The sequence below is a fragment of the Aliikangiella sp. G2MR2-5 genome, assembly GCF_015687155.1.
In the GTDB taxonomy this organism is placed as follows: domain Bacteria; phylum Pseudomonadota; class Gammaproteobacteria; order Enterobacterales; family Kangiellaceae; genus Aliikangiella.
In genome coordinates, this window is sequence record NZ_JADPQF010000004.1 from 90,556 (window position 1) to 106,709 (window position 16,154).

General features: G+C 41.1%; 16 protein-coding genes. 11 read left to right on the forward strand and 5 right to left on the reverse strand.

Annotated elements, in window-relative coordinates; genetic code table 11:
* Positions 1–20: 20 nt before the first annotated feature.
* From IYN84_RS13390 to IYN84_RS13405, 4 genes are all read right to left on the reverse strand, one after another.
* Positions 21–746 (reverse strand): DUF484 family protein, encoded by a 726-nt coding sequence (locus IYN84_RS13390; protein WP_196139748.1) that lies wholly within the window; start codon positions 744–746, stop codon positions 21–23.
* Positions 743–1,573, reverse strand: a complete 831-nt coding sequence (gene dapF / locus IYN84_RS13395; RefSeq protein WP_210330485.1) for a diaminopimelate epimerase — start codon at positions 1,571–1,573, stop codon at positions 743–745. The genes IYN84_RS13390 and dapF overlap by 4 nt, the downstream gene beginning before the upstream one ends.
* Positions 1,570–1,746 carry a lipoprotein gene (locus IYN84_RS13400; protein ID WP_196139749.1) on the reverse strand — a complete coding sequence of 59 codons (177 nt, stop codon included), beginning with the start codon at positions 1,744–1,746 and terminating at the stop codon, positions 1,570–1,572. Before IYN84_RS13400 ends, dapF begins: the two co-directional genes overlap by 4 nt.
* A gap of 82 nt (positions 1,747–1,828) precedes the next feature.
* Positions 1,829–4,597 carry a class I adenylate cyclase gene (locus IYN84_RS13405; protein WP_196139750.1) on the reverse strand — a complete coding sequence of 923 codons (2,769 nt, stop codon included), beginning with the start codon at positions 4,595–4,597 and terminating at the stop codon, positions 1,829–1,831.
* A gap of 173 nt (positions 4,598–4,770) precedes the next feature.
* Here IYN84_RS13405 and IYN84_RS13410 point away from each other — a divergent pair, with 173 nt between their 5' ends.
* Complete coding sequence (locus IYN84_RS13410) at positions 4,771–5,565, forward strand: hypothetical protein (RefSeq protein ID WP_196139751.1); 795 nt, start codon at positions 4,771–4,773, stop codon at positions 5,563–5,565.
* Positions 5,566–5,600: 35 nt separating this feature from the next.
* On the opposite strand, the gene IYN84_RS13415 is transcribed toward IYN84_RS13410, so the two are convergent.
* Positions 5,601–6,035: a cytochrome c5 family protein gene (locus IYN84_RS13415; protein WP_371734883.1), complete on the reverse strand. Its 435-nt coding sequence runs from the start codon at positions 6,033–6,035 to the stop codon at positions 5,601–5,603.
* A 441-nt stretch (positions 6,036–6,476) separates the two neighbouring features.
* Between IYN84_RS13415 and IYN84_RS13420 the strand changes: the two genes are divergently transcribed.
* Genes IYN84_RS13420 through IYN84_RS13465 form a run of 10 tightly spaced genes read left to right on the forward strand, consistent with a single transcriptional unit; the run spans position 6,477 to position 16,134 of the window.
* Positions 6,477–7,409 carry a hypothetical protein gene (locus IYN84_RS13420; protein ID WP_196139752.1) on the forward strand — a complete coding sequence of 311 codons (933 nt, stop codon included), beginning with the start codon at positions 6,477–6,479 and terminating at the stop codon, positions 7,407–7,409.
* Positions 7,410–7,417: 8 nt separating this feature from the next.
* The gene (locus tag IYN84_RS13425; RefSeq protein WP_196139753.1) at positions 7,418–8,014 is read left to right on the forward strand and encodes a hypothetical protein; all 597 of its coding nucleotides are present in this window, start codon (positions 7,418–7,420) and stop codon (positions 8,012–8,014) included.
* The gene (locus IYN84_RS13430; protein WP_196139754.1) at positions 8,004–8,672 is read left to right on the forward strand and encodes a hypothetical protein; all 669 of its coding nucleotides are present in this window, start codon (positions 8,004–8,006) and stop codon (positions 8,670–8,672) included. The genes IYN84_RS13425 and IYN84_RS13430 overlap by 11 nt, the downstream gene beginning before the upstream one ends.
* A complete protein-coding gene (locus IYN84_RS13435) occupies positions 8,665–8,997 on the forward strand; it encodes a hypothetical protein (RefSeq protein ID WP_196139755.1) in 333 nt (110 codons plus the stop codon). The genes IYN84_RS13430 and IYN84_RS13435 overlap by 8 nt, the downstream gene beginning before the upstream one ends.
* 13 nt (positions 8,998–9,010) lie before the next feature.
* Positions 9,011–10,630, forward strand: coding sequence for a pilus (MSHA type) biogenesis protein MshL (gene mshL, locus IYN84_RS13440; protein ID WP_196139756.1), 1,620 nt, complete (start codon positions 9,011–9,013; stop codon positions 10,628–10,630).
* A 3-nt stretch (positions 10,631–10,633) separates the two neighbouring features.
* Positions 10,634–11,530 carry an ExeA family protein gene (locus tag IYN84_RS13445; protein WP_196139757.1) on the forward strand — a complete coding sequence of 299 codons (897 nt, stop codon included), beginning with the start codon at positions 10,634–10,636 and terminating at the stop codon, positions 11,528–11,530.
* Entirely contained in the window at positions 11,527–12,660 is a 1,134-nt protein-coding gene (locus tag IYN84_RS13450; protein WP_196139758.1) for a lipopolysaccharide assembly protein LapB, read from the forward strand. Before IYN84_RS13445 ends, IYN84_RS13450 begins: the two co-directional genes overlap by 4 nt.
* A 2-nt stretch (positions 12,661–12,662) precedes the next feature.
* Positions 12,663–14,372 carry a GspE/PulE family protein gene (locus IYN84_RS13455; protein ID WP_196139759.1) on the forward strand — a complete coding sequence of 570 codons (1,710 nt, stop codon included), beginning with the start codon at positions 12,663–12,665 and terminating at the stop codon, positions 14,370–14,372.
* Complete coding sequence (locus IYN84_RS13460; RefSeq protein ID WP_196139760.1) at positions 14,373–15,605, forward strand: type II secretion system F family protein; 1,233 nt, start codon at positions 14,373–14,375, stop codon at positions 15,603–15,605. It begins immediately after the preceding gene.
* On the forward strand, positions 15,598–16,134 hold the full coding sequence (locus IYN84_RS13465; RefSeq protein WP_196139761.1) for a hypothetical protein: 537 nt from the start codon (positions 15,598–15,600) through the stop codon (positions 16,132–16,134). Before IYN84_RS13460 ends, IYN84_RS13465 begins: the two co-directional genes overlap by 8 nt.
* Positions 16,135–16,154 lie beyond the last annotated feature (20 nt).

The following is a 16,154-nucleotide window of genomic DNA, read 5'->3' on the forward strand; positions in this document are numbered from 1 at the left end:
TCAGTTAAATAGCTGTCTAGCTAAGCAGACTCGAATCGGCGGACAATGTGGCTGATGAGCTTGGCAATCAACTCGACAAACAAAGTGCCCATTTGAGGTTCGAACCTGGAGATATCATTACTTCCTAAAGCTAAAACGCCAAATTGACAACCTTTTCCAAGAGGAATCAAAGCAAATGACTGCAGATTACTACTCAAGTCACCAAATAATGCTTTTTTAGACGAAGCTTCTAATCTGCCACAAAGCGGCTGGCTATCCGGAAACTGGCAATTCAATAAAGCTTTAATTTCTCCCGGGCTGGCTACAACCTGAGCAGGATGAGCATCGTGATAATCACCGACCAGCATCAAAGCGGCGCCATCAAGCTGGAAGTCTTCTTTTAGTCGGCGAACAATCGTTGCCGTTAATGAGCTCAAAGAACCGCAATCCAGTAAAGCCAGCATAAATTGATTGCATTGAAGCAGCAGTTTTTCGTTGCTGATGGCTGCCTGTAACATGTCAATGAGCTGTGTCTGCAACTCCATATTTCGATCACGTAAAACTTTGACCTGTCTTTCCACCAGAGAAGTTGCATTGTCTACCTGGTGTGGCAAGTTCAAATGGGTCAGAAGTTGTGGATTTTTATGCAGAAAATCAGGGTTTTCCAGCAAAAAATTCTTGACAGCAGCTTCTTCCATCAGCTGGTTAAATTGAGTTAAACACCCTTGTTCCAGCGCTTGAGTTTCAACTTGTGGCGGTAACTTCATATTTCAATAATTCCCTGATAAACAAATTCAGCGGGCCCCATCATTTTTAATGGCTTGCCTTCCCCCGGCCAATCGATATGTAAATGCCCTCCAGGCAAATAAACCCTGACCTTCTGTTGCATCTGGTGGAGCATACGCCCAACCACCGCACTCGCACAGGCTCCAGTACCGCATGCCTGCGTTTCTCCTACTCCTCGCTCATAAACTCGAAGCCGGATCTCGTCGTCGGCAACAACCTGCATAAACCCGATATTAGCGCCTTGTGGAAAAAGTTCGTGTTCGGTCAGATAACCACCGATTTTGTCAACATCAGTAGAAGCAACATCATCAACTCGAATAACACAGTGTGGATTGCCCATTGAAACTGCACCAAACTCCAGAACTTGACCTTCAACGTCTACTTGATAACTTAACTGACGCTCCGGCTGCTGCATTGGAATTTTAGCAGGCTCCAGTTCTGGAACTCCCATATCAACACTCACCAGCCCATTGCGCATAAGTTGCAGATTCATAATTCCTTTTATCGTGCTAATTCTGATTTTATGCTTCCAGGTTAGCCCCATTTGACGAACAAATCGCCCCAGACAACGCGCACCGTTGCCACATTGCTCTACCTCTGTACCATCCGCATTAAAAATTCGGTAATGAAAATCAACATCCGGCTGCATCGGCGTCTCAATCAGCAATAACTGATCAAAACCAATCCCACGGTTGCGGTCCGACAGCTTCCTAATTTGACCTTCGGTAAAGTATATTTGCTGGGAAACGCCATCCACCACCATAAAATCATTGCCCAACCCATGCATCTTGGCGAAGCTAAGCATCATGAATCACCTCGCTTTGATTGATTTTCCGGACTTTTTTTTGTTCCAGTTTCGGGTTGTTGTGACTGTTCACTGGTTGCAGAGGCTTTTTCCGATGATAGCGTTAGCGCTCCCTTTTGACCGCAAGCACTCGTTAGCATCAGCCCGAGCACGAATAAAATTCGCTTGAGATGCATAAATTGCTTCTTAAAGTAATGACTATTAACGAGGATTTTGAGTAATTTTGGCCTTAAAATCAACGGAAATCCCTGAAGCGGCTCATTTTAACTTGTCCAGTGTATTTTTCAGGCGGTTTTCTATTTCTCTTTTATATTCGAAATAGTGACATAAATGAGGCTCCGGAATTACCGCAGATAAATCCAGATCGGTAATATAAATGGGATAATGCTCCGATTTTCCCCTTTGCTGGATTATATATTGTGCCAGTTTTCTGTAGACCAGGTCTCCATAATCCCGGTAGCGATAAACAGTAGGTCCACAATAGAGATCAAAGCAGATGTCCTCTATCGAGTTAAAGCACCCAATCGCTTTAATTCGCCAGTAGGTTTGTGGCAAAGTATTCTTTTCCGGCTTTATCTTGTTAAATCGAAAATTTTCCGGATTGCCGGTTAAATCTGAGTACCAGAAAAGACATTCAACGCCTTTAGCACTTAAAAATCCCTGAGTCAGGTTAATTGAATCGATAAACTGCTGATAATAAGTCATCAAATGCTCTTCACTGGAATCTCTGTGTCGCTGATAAAAAAGATGTCCCTGCGGCTCTTTTACGAACACCTGAATTTCTTTTGTCGATATTTTCGCGATATAACAATTTATACTTTCGTTACTCTTACGAGCAATCATCTTGCTGATCAGTGGTGGTACATTCAGATGTTCATCAACAACATGTTCGAAACGGGAAGTCGAAAACTCGGCCAGAGAATAAAGCATCTGCTCCAGGTCAGGATAAGATTGATAACTGATCCCCTCTTCATCAAAATTAATTCTCAGAAACTCTCTGCCAAAACTCATTAGATAACGATAGTTTTTGTGCTTTTTTAGTTGATTAATAATCAAGCGATTCCATTCGACCATAAGCTCCCTGATTCGCCGCTTCAGCTTTTCGGGCTGGGGTAGTGTATCCGCAAATATTTCCATTTTTTCGTCAATATCAGCGAGAATATCCCGGTTATCCTGGAAAAACTGGATCCATGCACTTGTCCCTCGATAGTTTTTGCAAATATTTTCTCCCCAGGAGTTGGTCGAGAACACCTCAAAGTCGTTCAATAAATTTCGTCGTTCTTCTCCCCAGCAGAAATGGTCGCTTGATTGTCCGATATTGATATATCTGGAAGACTTTTCCTCTCTCAGAGGATCTTTTCGGGTTGCCACAAAGACACCGACTTTTACTGTCACGGCCGGGTGTTGAAAGGCTTCATCATCAACCTTTGACTGTCGCTTTTGGCAAAGCTTCTGTAGTTGGCGAGCAACCCGATGCGCTAGCTTCTGATTTAAGTATGGGTCGCTAGCGAACACCTGAAAACTGGTATATTCATTAGCGATTTGATTGCAAATACACCAGGCTATCAACATAAACATTGTATCTGCGGTATACACAGGCTGACTGATAACAATTTTTTCTTTTTGCACAGCGCCAACAAAAAGGCTCCACCGCCGCGAAAGGCCTTCAACCATGGTCAAAGCCGGTTCAGATAAATCCCTTACAATCCCGGTGTTTATTACCTCAATTTTACCTGCGCGCTTTTCAAAGACACTGTAAAGCTTTCTACCAAGGGATAAGAGTTCACTCTGACTCACTTGATCGGCGACTCCCTGCTTACGCGCAAAGTTAGCCAGAAAATGATAGGAATGGTTAAGCTCTCTAACCAGCTCAGCCCTTTCTTTTAATACTATATTGATTTTCCAGCTGCCACGATGATTCAGATATTCAAGACGTTTTTGATTCCAGCCCCAACTTTGAACAATATTAACCAGCGTGCGGTAGCGCCATCCGACTTTACCTTTAGGCTTTAACTGAATCTTGGAACCTGTTTTTAAATAAAAGGCACGCCGTAGGAATTCCAGTCGCTGTGGTTGCTCCACAACAAAAGACTCCGCGTAGTTGAACATAAAAAGATAGGGATCCAGCTCCTGACTTTCAATTTCCCCCAGATAAACCCGTTGCTTAAACTGACTGGAAAGCAAATCTGTTTTGGCTGAGTGTCGAGCGTAAACTTCCAGCAGAAGTAATTTGAGTAACGATTTATAAGGAGACTGAATGGATTTATACAGCTGCCATAATGATGCACTAAAATACTCTTCTGGCGGGATAGACTCTACCGGCCCGAAATCAATCCACTCGGTTTCATCCAGGTGTTTCTGCATAATAAGCCGTTTGGCATAACTGATGTAGTCTTCATCAACGGGAACGACCCACCAAAGAGGCATGCGCCCACACAACCATATAGCAGTACGATAAAACTCATCAAGAAGCAAATAATTTTGTGTATCACCACAACTTTCAGTAGAAAATATTTTATTTGTCTTACCTTGAAAATCATTTTTATTAACCAGATAACAGTTAAGCTCGATTCCGCGTTCAGCCATCCATTGTGTTATCAACCCTGCTTTCCGTTCCAGTTTCTGCGCGCGCTCCGGACTCATCTTTTCATTAATACAAATCCAGAGGTCAAGATCACTTCGAAAAGTTTGCGCCAAAGTCCCTGCACTCCCCATTAAATACAGAGCAACTACTTCAAACCGTAAATAAGCCCTACTTTTATACTTAAAGCTTCGACTCGCAGTTTTTGCAATCGATTTAACGGTATTATCCGGCGAATAATCAGGGATCCCGCAAGGTGTATCTTTATCGATATATCCAGGCAACATTGGATGATTAACATGAAAAAGTAATGGCAATAGCTGAATGCTGTCTGATTGAGTCATATTAAAGCTTGAAAGCATCCTTTCCAGACGTATTTGACTTAACTGGCAAAACCTACGTCTGATAAGTTTTATTTTTGCTGGGTCAATCTCGCTTTGGCTCACAATACTGATCTTTTTGGCAGATAAACTACTATAATAGTGTAGATGCTTTTAAAGAGGTTGGAATGATAAAAGCAGATTCTATAACAACACGAAATCTAACTGCTCGATTGTGATAGCAATGAATAGGCGTTAGGATTACCTCAAGGAAACACAAAGCAAACTTCGAGTCGACCATGTCCTTTGAAAACAGTGAAATATTGGAGAAATCTCCACTTGCCATTGCTGTCTGTGATAAGTCAGAGCGAGTGTTATGGTGCAATAATTTGTTTTATGAACAAATGCACCTCTCTTCGGATGAAGTTATCGACAAGCTTTACCCGGCTCTGCCTATTGAAGCGATTAACAAAGATGCCAGCCGAGTCCAGCTGTTTTCAGACAAAGCTAACGAAGAAACCCGCTTTCACTACTGGCAAGCACTTTTAGATAAACCAGAAGGCGCCAGGGTCCACTATTTCGCAAAAGAAAAGGTAACAAATAAAAGGTTTAGCATCGCCACCAGCAAACTGGATCAGGGAGAGCTTCCCAAACGCTCTAACTGGGTTGAGTTTCTAAATTATGAAGTGAGCCGGAGTCGTCGCTACGAAAACCCTCTGTCAATTCTAAAGCTTCACCTGGTAGTATTTAACAAACCGGAAACGGTAGCTGAGGACACTTTACACGAAACGATCAAAGACACACTGATGGATGAACTCCGCTGGGCTGATATGGTTGGCCATACCGATCACGGAACCTATTTGATGATTCTGCCAGAAACCCCTGCCGATGCCCTCTGTGTACTAGAGGAAAAATTAAAAAATAGCCTGAAGGCTCGAATTGACTTTATTGGAAGTGATATTCAATATCAACTGGTTTTCGGTCATGCTCACTGGGTAAAACATGATGATAGTCAGCGCCTGCTACAGCGAGCAAGGGCAGATTTGGTGGAAAAACTGGAAAAACTACTAAGTGATAGTAAAAAACCGGGATAATCCCGGTTTTTTATACTAGATGAAAGCTTTTAAGGCTATTGGCTATTGGCAACCATATGCTTTACTGCCGCCGCAATTTCCTCATCGCTACAGTCAGTACAAGTTCCACGTGCCGGCATAAAACCTGTACTTCCCTGAAATCCTTCCAACGCGTGAGAAATCAATACTTCTTCACCTTGAGCAATACGATCAACCCATACACCTGAGTCGCCAACTTTAGGCGCTCCGGCTACACCAGTACCATGGCAGGCGGCACATTTTTGAGTATAGATATCTTCGCCGCTTCTTGGTCCAGCAGACTGAGTAGCTGCAACCACTGGAGCCGCTTTAGGTACATCATCACCAACACGATAAACTTTACCTGTAGGCTTGGTTCTTTCCTTAACTGTATGAGACTTCATATGATCCGCCGATACAGCGCCAGCTAAAGTAACAGCTAAAGCAACTAGAATAACTTTAATTTTTTGCACTTTTTAACTCCCGAGACTCGATCCCCACGCACCTCAGCGCGCCAATCTTGCAGTGGATAAATATCAAACAGGTGCGGATTATAGCGGATTAGCGGGGTGGGATGAAAGCCACATGAGTGAAATTCAGTAAATGACTGAAACTAGGAGCAAAAATCCTGCGGACAAACGGTTAGATTCGAAATTACCAATTTGACTATCAGAGTAAATATTTACTACCAAATAACAAATCTCTACTACACTTTAATTAACCGCTATTGATTGATTTTTAACGGGAAATTGGTCTGAACCGACCTGTTTTTATAAAAAATATAATAGAGGGTTTAGCCTGAGCCATAAAGTTTTCGCTGGTTAAGGATTAACAGGCTGCACCTTCTTTTCTAACCACTTGATTTAAATAATAAAATAGTGAAGTTATTCGGCTCAAAAAAACAGCAAAATTTAGTGGTCGCCTCATTGGAGGGGCAACAATGCCGCTTTCAATTCTTCAAATATACCGATAAAGGACTAATTCGTCAGTTCGCCGAAAGCTTTCTCTTTACTGATATCCCTACACTTTGTGAACAGTTTACAAATACCTGCAGGAAAATCAGCTGCAAAGGAGCACTTTGCAAATGGGTGCTGTTTAGCGATCACTATCAGTCAATATCAGTCGATGCACCCAAAGTCGAAGACAATGAAATGGCTGAAGCCCTCAAGTGGCAGGTGAAAGATTTGTTGGAACGACCAGTGGAAAAGTCGCTGGTCAGCTTTTATCGACCCAACCATCCCGACCAACAGTTTAATCAGATTACTGCCATTGCGGTGGAAAAGGAACTTATTGAAGCGCTCATCCGGGCAAGCAACACAGAAGATCTCATTCTCGAGTCGATTGAAATAGAAGAGCTTGCTATTGGTAATGCCCTACTACCACAAATAGGCATAGATAAGCTTATCGGTTTTGTCGGAGAAAACTCTAGCGGGCTGCTATACGCTTTTTACCACGGAGGTGAACTCTGTTTTTGTCGGCATAAGAAAGGAAAATTTATTCCCGAAAAACAGCCTGTAGAAGAAGAGCTCCTTTTAGAGGAAGATGTGGTACAACAAAACTCTCATTCAGAAAACTCACTTCAATCGGAGCAAAGAGAACAGGAGGAAGAAATTTTTCTCCTCGAAACCCAGCGTACCCTCGATTATGTTATCAGCCAAATTTATCGACGCCCTCTGGATAGAATTCTATTGATTGATAAACCAGGATCCGCGTCACTCGCCGAAACCCTCAGTCAGCTGACCGAAACACAGGTTGAGCTTGTTACAATGAAAAGTGATTATACACAAAATGGTTCCTTTCCTCCGACTGTTGCAGAAGTTGGCTTACTCACTGATTTGCCTGGTTAGGAGGATTGATGCAGCGAATTAATTTTTATTTGCAAGAGTACCACCCCAAACCGCTAACTTTTGATTTTCGTTTTGCTACAGCATCAATTGGATTAACACTGTTTGCACTCTTAATATTTGCAATCATCGACCAGCAAAAATTAACGGCTCTTAAACAGGTTTTAGAAAATAAACAACAACAGCAACAAGCAATTTCGCAACAATTAACGCTGTTAAAACAACAAATAAATGAATCCCAGAATAGCCAACAACTTGATAGTGAGATCTTCTACTATCAAAACCAACTATCTCAATATAACAGAGCTCTGGGCGCAATAAACTTGCCTCAAAGTAGTAGCCAGAATTATTACAGTAATATACTGGTTGATTTAGCAAAACCAAAGTCCAGTAGTGTTTGGTTAACCAGAATAATCATTGACGATAGCAATCTATCACTATTCGGAACCAGCACCAGGGCTAGCGAAATTCCACGCTATGTTGAAGAGCTAAAAACAGGCATTAACTTGCGTAGACAGTTTGACCAGCTATCAATTGATCGCGACCTGGAAAATGAGAGTCTCGTACATTTCTCTTTACTTAATGGAAGGAATATTAATGAAAGATAGAATCCTTCTTGGAATAGAGCAATTTAATCAACTTGAACTCAGACTAAGGTTGATGCTGACTTTCGCAACAGCACTTCTCCTATGGCTGATAATAGATTTACTATTTTTAAGTTCAGTTGATAAGGCAATTACTCGAACCACCAGCAATATTGAGCAGATTGAACAGCAAAATAATCAGTTGCTTGTGACTCAGGCTACCTTATCCAGCTCACTCAAAGACAACAGAAGCAACCCCAAAGTAAAGCAGCTAATGCTTTTAAAGTCTGAAGTTGAGCTGGCACATAATAAATTAAAAGAAAAAAGTGTAACCTTGGTACCCGTCGACAAAATGGCCTCACTATTGAGAACGATTATTGATGATGCCAAAAGTCTTAAGTTACTAAAACTTGAAAAGAAGCCACCACTTTCTCTTCTCCTAAAAGATGCTGAGCAGGAATCTGATCAAAACGAGCAACAGTTGCAGGTTTATCGACACACCATAGATCTGCTTCTTTCAGGAAATTACACCGAAACCCTGTTGTTTATTAAATCCCTGGAGTCTATGCAACAAAAGGTAGATTTTGGAAGATTTGAATTCTCTGTCGATGATTATCCTCATTCTTCAATAAAGCTGGAAGTTTCAACAATTAGTTTTAACAGGAAGTGGATCGGTGGATAAATACATTTTTTTGAGAATCATTTTAACCTGGCTTTTTTTGAATTCCTGCGATTTATTGGCCGCAGATCCAACGAAGCCGTTAATAAAATCTGAAAATAAGAAAAAGGATTTTTCGAAAAAATCATCATCACCCAGACTGACTGCCATTATTACGCGCAATGGAGAACGTTCAGCAATAATTGGAAATAAGACGTATCAAACCGGAGATTATGTTTTAGGACTGAAATTAATCAAGATAACCCGTAATAGTGTCTTGCTGGAAGGAATAAAGGAACAAAAAACAATGTATTTGGCACCCAAAGTAAAAAGTAATAACAAGAGTTAAAAGAAGCATCCTTATGAAAAAATACAGCTTAAAGTTTATAACACCAATAATTGCAATATTTTTTATGCAAAGCTGTGAAACATTTCAGCCAGCCAAAGTTGATAAAATAACATTAGCTGAAAAAGCACTAGCCGAAGCTGAAAAAGATCAAAAAAACAGTGTTTCGCAAATCACGCAAAATGAAATTCTTGATTCGTTACTTCCACCAGTATCATTGAATGAAAATTCAACGGATGAAGAAAAGTTCGATGTATCGGTAAAAAATATCGACACACGCAGTTTTCTACTAGGTCTGGTAGATGGTACCAGATTCAATATGGTAGTCAGCCCGGAAGTATCCGGTAAAATTACGCTGCAACTGAAGAACGTTTCGATAAGTGAAGTCCTGTCATCGATAGAAAGAATATATCCGCTTATGGTAGAAAAAGAGGGGGATATATTCTTTGTTTCTTCCGCAGAAACTATGACTGCAATTTATCCAGTTAATTATCTAAATATTACTCGATCGGGGAAGTCCACAACAAACGTCGCTGGGCAAGCCGTCGCGCAAATGAGTCAAGGTTCAAGTAACCGACAATCATCGACAAATCAAAGCCAGTCCGGTGGCAGCAGTATATCTCAAATAAATGCGTCTGAATTAAATACCGTTTCGAAAACTGATTTTTGGGCTGAGCTGGAAAAGTCATTGACACTGATTATTAAGGATGAAGCAAATGCAAGTGTTGTCGTAAGTCCTCAAGCAGGTATTGTCATCGTAAGAGCCTTGCCAAGAACGCAAAAGTTAATCGAAGCTTACCTTGGTTCAACTCAGGAAGGTTTAAATAGACAGGTTATTTTAGAGGCAAAAATAATCGAAGTTGCTCTTAACGAAGGTTTTCAATCTGGAATCGACTGGCGCAAAATCCGAACATCTTCTAGCGGGAATATACTGACAATTGGTCAATTAGGACAGGTACTTGATATAGCAAGTGATGAAGCGCCGATAAATGGTAGTTTTTCGATGCTATATGATAGCAATGATTTTGATGCAGCAATTCAGCTTTTAGAAACTCAGGGAGAGGTTCATGTACTCTCCTCTCCGCGAGTATCCACAGTGAATAATCAAAAAGCAATTATAAAAGTCGGAAGTGATGAATTTTTTGTAACCGATGTATCCACAACAACTGTGACAGGTACGAGTACGGCAACAACTCCCGATGTGACGCTAACACCATTTTTCTCTGGTATATCTCTGGATGTAACTCCGCAGATAAATAATAAGGAAGAAATCATTCTTCATATACATCCTGTAGTTAGTGAAGTCGATGATCAACAAAAAACAATTACGCTTGGTCAGGATGAATTTACTTTACCTCTGGCTCTTTCTAATGTGCGAGAGTCCGATAGCATCGTTAGATCAGAGAATGAACAAGTTATTGTAATCGGTGGGTTAATGCAAACTCGTATTCAAAAAGAGGAAAGTTCAACTCCAATATTGGGGGATATTCCAGTCCTGGGCCACCTGTTCACCCAGCATAGAGATACCAAGGTAAAAAGTGAATTAGTTATTTTGTTAAAGGCAAGTGTAGTCAATGCAGGGACGATGAGTACCGATTTAAGAGAAACCCGAAAAAGATATAAACAGTTCAGGTAATCAATGTACCTCTACCAGTTTGGAATGAAAAAGCTACCATTTTGTCTGACTCCAGACACAGACTTTTATTGTCCAACCACAACTCATGCTGAAGCTTTGAATGTTTTACGGTTTGCAATTAATACAGGCGAAGCGCTTGTCAAAATAGTCGGAGAGGTCGGAACAGGAAAAACCTTGATTTGCCGTGTTTTAATCAATGAACTGGGAAATTCACAAAAAGTAGCTTACATCCCCTACCCTAAGTTGTCAGCCAGAGAGCTCTCATTTTCACTCGCTAACGAGCTTGGACTCAGAATTAACAGCCATTGTAGAGATGATCAGCTTAATCAAAGAATTCAAACCAGACTACTAAACCTCAATAAAAAATCTGGTCCGGTGATTTTAATTATTGACGAAGCGCAGCTGCTAACCAATGATTGCCTTGAAACCTTACGCTTGTGGACAAATCTTGAGACAGAGCAAAGAAAACTTATTCAAATTGTTTTGTTTGGCCAGCCTGAACTTGACGTAAAGCTCTCGTCTTCAGAGCTTAGACAAATAAAGCAACGGATAACATTTAGTTATCAACTCAACGTCCTCAACCGAAAGCAAACCTATACCTATGTGAAACAACGACTTGAGAAATCCTCTAGATTTAAAATTGAGTACAACAGAGTTGTAAACATTTTGCTCCATCATTACTCAAAAGGCGTTCCTCGATTGATCAATATTTTATGTCACAAATCTCTATTGCTAGCCTATGCACAAAGAAAAAAATCGATAACTTTTTCGAATGTTTTGCGCGCTGCAAAAGATACTGAATCAATTAACACCTGGTGGCAAAACTATGGTTTAAGGCTGGTGGCTTTCTTTATGCTTTTTACTAGCGGATCTGCGATGGCAATTTGGGGATTGATATGAGTTTAGTTAACCAGGTTTTAAGGGATCTCGATAAAGAAAGCAGCAGTCAAAAGCATTTTTTATCAATGCAAGCTGTTGATGTCGAGCCTCAAAATCTAGTTATTCCATTATTAATTATTGCGCTGTCGCTTGCTGTTTTCGTAGGCGCAGTCTGGATGAAATATAGCTCAGTGGCGGATGAGATATTGGAGCCACCCATGATATCAGACACAAGGAATCAAAAGAGTGCACAAGGCGAAAACTCTGATGACACAACCCAAACTGATAATTCTCACAACCGGGTGCACACAAAAAAGCATGTTAAAAAAGACGAATTGATTAGTGAGAGCGAGACTCCCAAAAAAAACATAGAAGCATCTTCAAATAATCGGACAACATTAAAGTCAAACGTCGTTGATTCTTCCAGCAAAGAAAACATCATGTCTATAGATAAGCCTGCAGTGCAGGTGACAGCGAGCGATAAAGACTCAACAAACACCCCCGTTCAAACCGTCCGAGAAGATTCTATTCATAACGAGGTTGACGATGCCCGGTTCAATAACAATAAAGTCAAACAGGTTAGTCGGGAAACCTCTCTTAAAAGAGCACTCGAAGCCATTATCAATAATCAAAAAAATACAGGTATTGATGAGACAATTATTCAACTGGATAAGCTATTAAAACGTGACCCAGAATTTACTATTGCCAGGGAGAAGCTCATTCAAATAGCCTGGAAGCACAATCATCCAAAGTTGCCACAGATTCTGGAATCAGCAGTTATTTATTTTCCTGATAGAGAGAACTATCGAATAGCGACAGCTCAATATTATCTAAAGCAAAACAATGCAGAAGCGGCAACTAAAATACTCGAAGGTATTTCGACAAATACCGCTTCGATAGAAATATTAAGATTAAGAGGGCTGGTTTTTCAAAAATTTGGTAGGCATCAGGATGCGTTAAATGACTATCGCACAATTTTATCGAGATTTCCGAATGACTCTCAGACATTGCTAGCTTCTGCAATTTCACTTGAGCATACAGGTAATCTGAATGCGGCAATAGATAACTATGTTAGCGCGATAAAAACAGGTCAACTAAATATTAAGCAAGTGACTTTTGCAAAACAAAAAGTTCAGTCTCTTAGGGGTTAAAGATGTTACTCAAAAAAGTCAGGCTGGGTGACTTACTTGTTGAAAAATCCGTAATCACCGAGAAGCAATTACAAGACGCACTAAACGAGCAGAAAACCAATCGGTTGAGACTTGGTAAATTGCTGGTAAATCTCGGTTACGTTGATGAAAAGCAGCTACTGGAACTCCTGGCAGAGCAGCTGCAAATCCAGTTTATTGATCTGGTGCGCTTTAAAATCAACACCGCTGTAGTTGACAAGTTAAGCGAAATGAATGCAAGACGGCTGCGTGCACTGGTTATTGATGAAAAAGATGATCACTATCTCGTGGTCATGGCTGATCCGACCGATCTGGATAAATACGACGCACTTCAGGAAAAACTAAATAAGCCGGTTAAGCTTTGTGTAGCGATTGAGTCAGAAATTATCGCTAATATCGACAATTGTTATCGCACTACTAGCGAAATTTCTTCACTGGCAGAAGAGTTAGAAGATGATCTAATCGATGACAGTTTTGATTTACCAGGACTGAATGAGAATGTATCTAACGAAGAAGCACCAGTCGCCAAATTACTGCAAACAATTTTCGACCAGGCAATGCAACTTAAAGCTTCTGATATTCATATTGAGCCCGACGCACGTGTTTTAAGAGTACGAATGCGCGTCGATGGCCATCTTCAAGAACAAGTTATTAAAGAAACTAGAATAGTACCTGCACTGGTACTGAGACTTAAACTTATGTGTGGCCTCGATATTTCGGAAAAACGGAAACCCCAGGATGGACGCTTTCGGATTAGAGCAAGAGGGCATGAAGTCGATATTCGTCTTTCCACCATGCCTGTTCAATACGGAGAATCGGTTGTCATGCGTTTGCTCGACCAAAGTGGAGGCTTATTAAAACTGGAGCAAACAGGAATAGAGCCCAAGATATTGCGTGAAATTAGAAAATTGCTCGCTTATCCTCATGGTCTGATTCTAGTAACAGGTCCTACCGGAAGCGGTAAAACAACTACACTTTATGCGGCTTTGTCTGAGCTTAATTCTCCAGAGAAGAAAATTATCACGATAGAAGATCCGGTGGAATATAAGCTCGCCCGAGTTAATCAGGTTCAGGTGAATCCAAAAATTGAACTTACATTTGCGTCAGTTTTAAGAGCAGTACTCAGACAAGATCCTGATATCATTCTAGTAGGTGAAATGCGCGATCAGGAAACCGCTGAAATTGGACTGCGAGCAGCTGTTACCGGCCATCTGGTTTTATCCACTTTGCATACAAATGATACCCTGTCTGCAGCTATCCGTCTTGCGGATATGGGTGCGGAAAGCTATTTGCTCGCCAGTGGATTAAGGGGAGTGATTGCACAGCGGTTAGTTAGAAGAATTTGTAGTTTCTGTTCAGAGGATTATAAGCCGAATGAAAGTGAGCTTAACTGGTTGGCTAAGGAAAGTGATAAGGTTAGCGATAACACCCAATGGAAAAAAGGGAAAGGCTGTACCCAGTGCCACAATACCGGTTATCTAGGACGCGCAGCAATCTTTGAGATCCTGCTTCCAAACCATGAAATGCTAGATGCGATTCGGCGCAAAGACTATTCAAGTTTCTCAAAAGCGGCACGTCGTTCCGAATTTTTTACGCCCTTAAGTGAGTCCGCAATAAACCTTGCCCTCGATGGAATTACCAGTGTTGAAGAGGTGTTAAGAGTTTGTGAATCTATTGAAGGCTTGGAGGAATAATTGGCAACATTTGACTACCGGGCCAAAAATAGCCGGGGGGACGAAATAAGTGGAACCATTGATGCGCCGAGTCGTGAAGCTGTTGCCGAACGATTAATGGGACGCGGAACTATTCCTGTCGCCATCAAAGAAGCCTCGAATAAAACATCCGGACTCGATATAGATGTTGCCAGCTTCTTTCAGTCAAAACGAGTTAAAATTGATGACCTGGTTATGTTTAGTCGCCAGATGTATAGTTTAACTCGCGCAGGAATTCCTTTAACCCGAGCTATTAGCGGGCTTCTGGAAACAACTAATTCGAAAGTACTTAAAACTGCGCTCGAAGAGATCTTTAATGACCTCAATGCTGGTACAAATTTAGCGACCGCTTTTTCTCGGCATGAACATATCTTTTCACCACTCTATATTAGTCTGATTCATGTAGGTGAAAATTCGGGGCGCCTGGAAGAGTCATTTCAACAGATAGCGAACTACCTCGAGCTGGAACAAAAAACTCGCCAAAGAATCAAATCTGCTACTCGTTACCCAACTTTCGTTGTGTTTGCGATAATCGCTGCAATTGTCATTATCAATATCTGGGTTATTCCAAGTTTCAAACAACTCTTTGCCAGCTTTAATGCTGGAGAGTTACCGCTACCAACTCAGATACTCATGGCTACCAGTGACTTTTTTCTTAATTATGGCTTGTTTTTACTGGTCGGTATTGTCCTGGGGGTAATCGGCTTTATGCGCTTTATCAAAACGCCTGATGGCAAGTTCTGGTGGGACAAGATTAAACTTAAGATTCCAATATTCGGAGACATCATTTACCGGGCATTGCTTGCCCGGTTTGCGCGAACTTTTGCCATGATGAGCCGTTCAGGTGTTCCCTTAATCAATTCACTTAATATTGTCTCAGAGGTGGTAGATAACGCCTGGGTTGCTTCACATATACAGGATATGAGAGGAGGAGTCGAAAAAGGTGAATCCATAAAAAACGTTGCGGTGCGCAGTAAAATGTTTTCCGGACTGACTATTCAAATGATATCGGTCGGTGAGGAAACCGGGCAACTAGATGAAATGCTTGATGAAGTAGCAATTTTTTATGAGGAACAGGTTGATTACGATTTAAAAAAGCTATCTGATTATATAGAGCCCGCACTTATCGTTTTTATCGGTGCAATTGTTCTGGTGCTGATGCTAGCGGTTTATCTGCCAATGTGGGAATTAACCAGTCGGGTGCGAGGTGGCTAGCATTTTAACCGGAACATCTCGGACAAGTGGTTACTTTTATCTGGTTCTGATTTTGCTTTTGAGTATCTTTATTGCTTACGCCTGGTTTATCAAAGATCCTTCTATAAAGCAGAACTTGCAAGATCAGTCTTTCAACATGAGCTTTCAAGCATTTCGAAACTCCATCAAACTCGCTAATTTGAAGTATCTAGCGAATAATCATAAGTTCTCCGGGCAAGATCGCTGGGTCGAAAATGGTGTTGGTCTGGATTTTAATTTGAAAGGCTTCCCAATCGGTACCAATATTAGTATCCCGGATCAGGCCTATCCTGATTCGGCAAAAGATTGCGAAGATATCTGGCACTTTCTGATCGACTACCTGCTGCCGGAAAATACACCGGGCTCCGAAACTCAAACTTCAAAAATAAATAAAGTCGTTACACTTACAACCGATAACAAGTGTGTGTACCAGCAGCCTAATTCGAAAATGTTAGCCATTAGCTATGATTCATCTCGAGGGGCCGTTGAACTAGTGCATTTAACATATTAATTTTTATGTAAAAAGTGAAT

Coding starts and splice junctions, on each gene's coding strand:
- IYN84_RS13390 (WP_196139748.1), bottom strand. CDS start 746: ATGAAGTTACCGCCACAAGTTGAAACTCAAGCGCTGGAACAAGGGTGT.
- dapF (WP_210330485.1), bottom strand. CDS start 1,573: ATGATGCTTAGCTTCGCCAAGATGCATGGGTTGGGCAATGATTTTATG.
- IYN84_RS13400 (WP_196139749.1), bottom strand. CDS start 1,746: ATGCATCTCAAGCGAATTTTATTCGTGCTCGGGCTGATGCTAACGAGT.
- IYN84_RS13410 (WP_196139751.1), top strand. CDS start 4,771: ATGTCCTTTGAAAACAGTGAAATATTGGAGAAATCTCCACTTGCCATT.
- IYN84_RS13425 (WP_196139753.1), top strand. CDS start 7,418: ATGCAGCGAATTAATTTTTATTTGCAAGAGTACCACCCCAAACCGCTA.
- IYN84_RS13430 (WP_196139754.1), top strand. CDS start 8,004: ATGAAAGATAGAATCCTTCTTGGAATAGAGCAATTTAATCAACTTGAA.
- mshL (WP_196139756.1), top strand. CDS start 9,011: ATGAAAAAATACAGCTTAAAGTTTATAACACCAATAATTGCAATATTT.
- IYN84_RS13445 (WP_196139757.1), top strand. CDS start 10,634: ATGTACCTCTACCAGTTTGGAATGAAAAAGCTACCATTTTGTCTGACT.
- IYN84_RS13450 (WP_196139758.1), top strand. CDS start 11,527: ATGAGTTTAGTTAACCAGGTTTTAAGGGATCTCGATAAAGAAAGCAGC.
- IYN84_RS13455 (WP_196139759.1), top strand. CDS start 12,663: ATGTTACTCAAAAAAGTCAGGCTGGGTGACTTACTTGTTGAAAAATCC.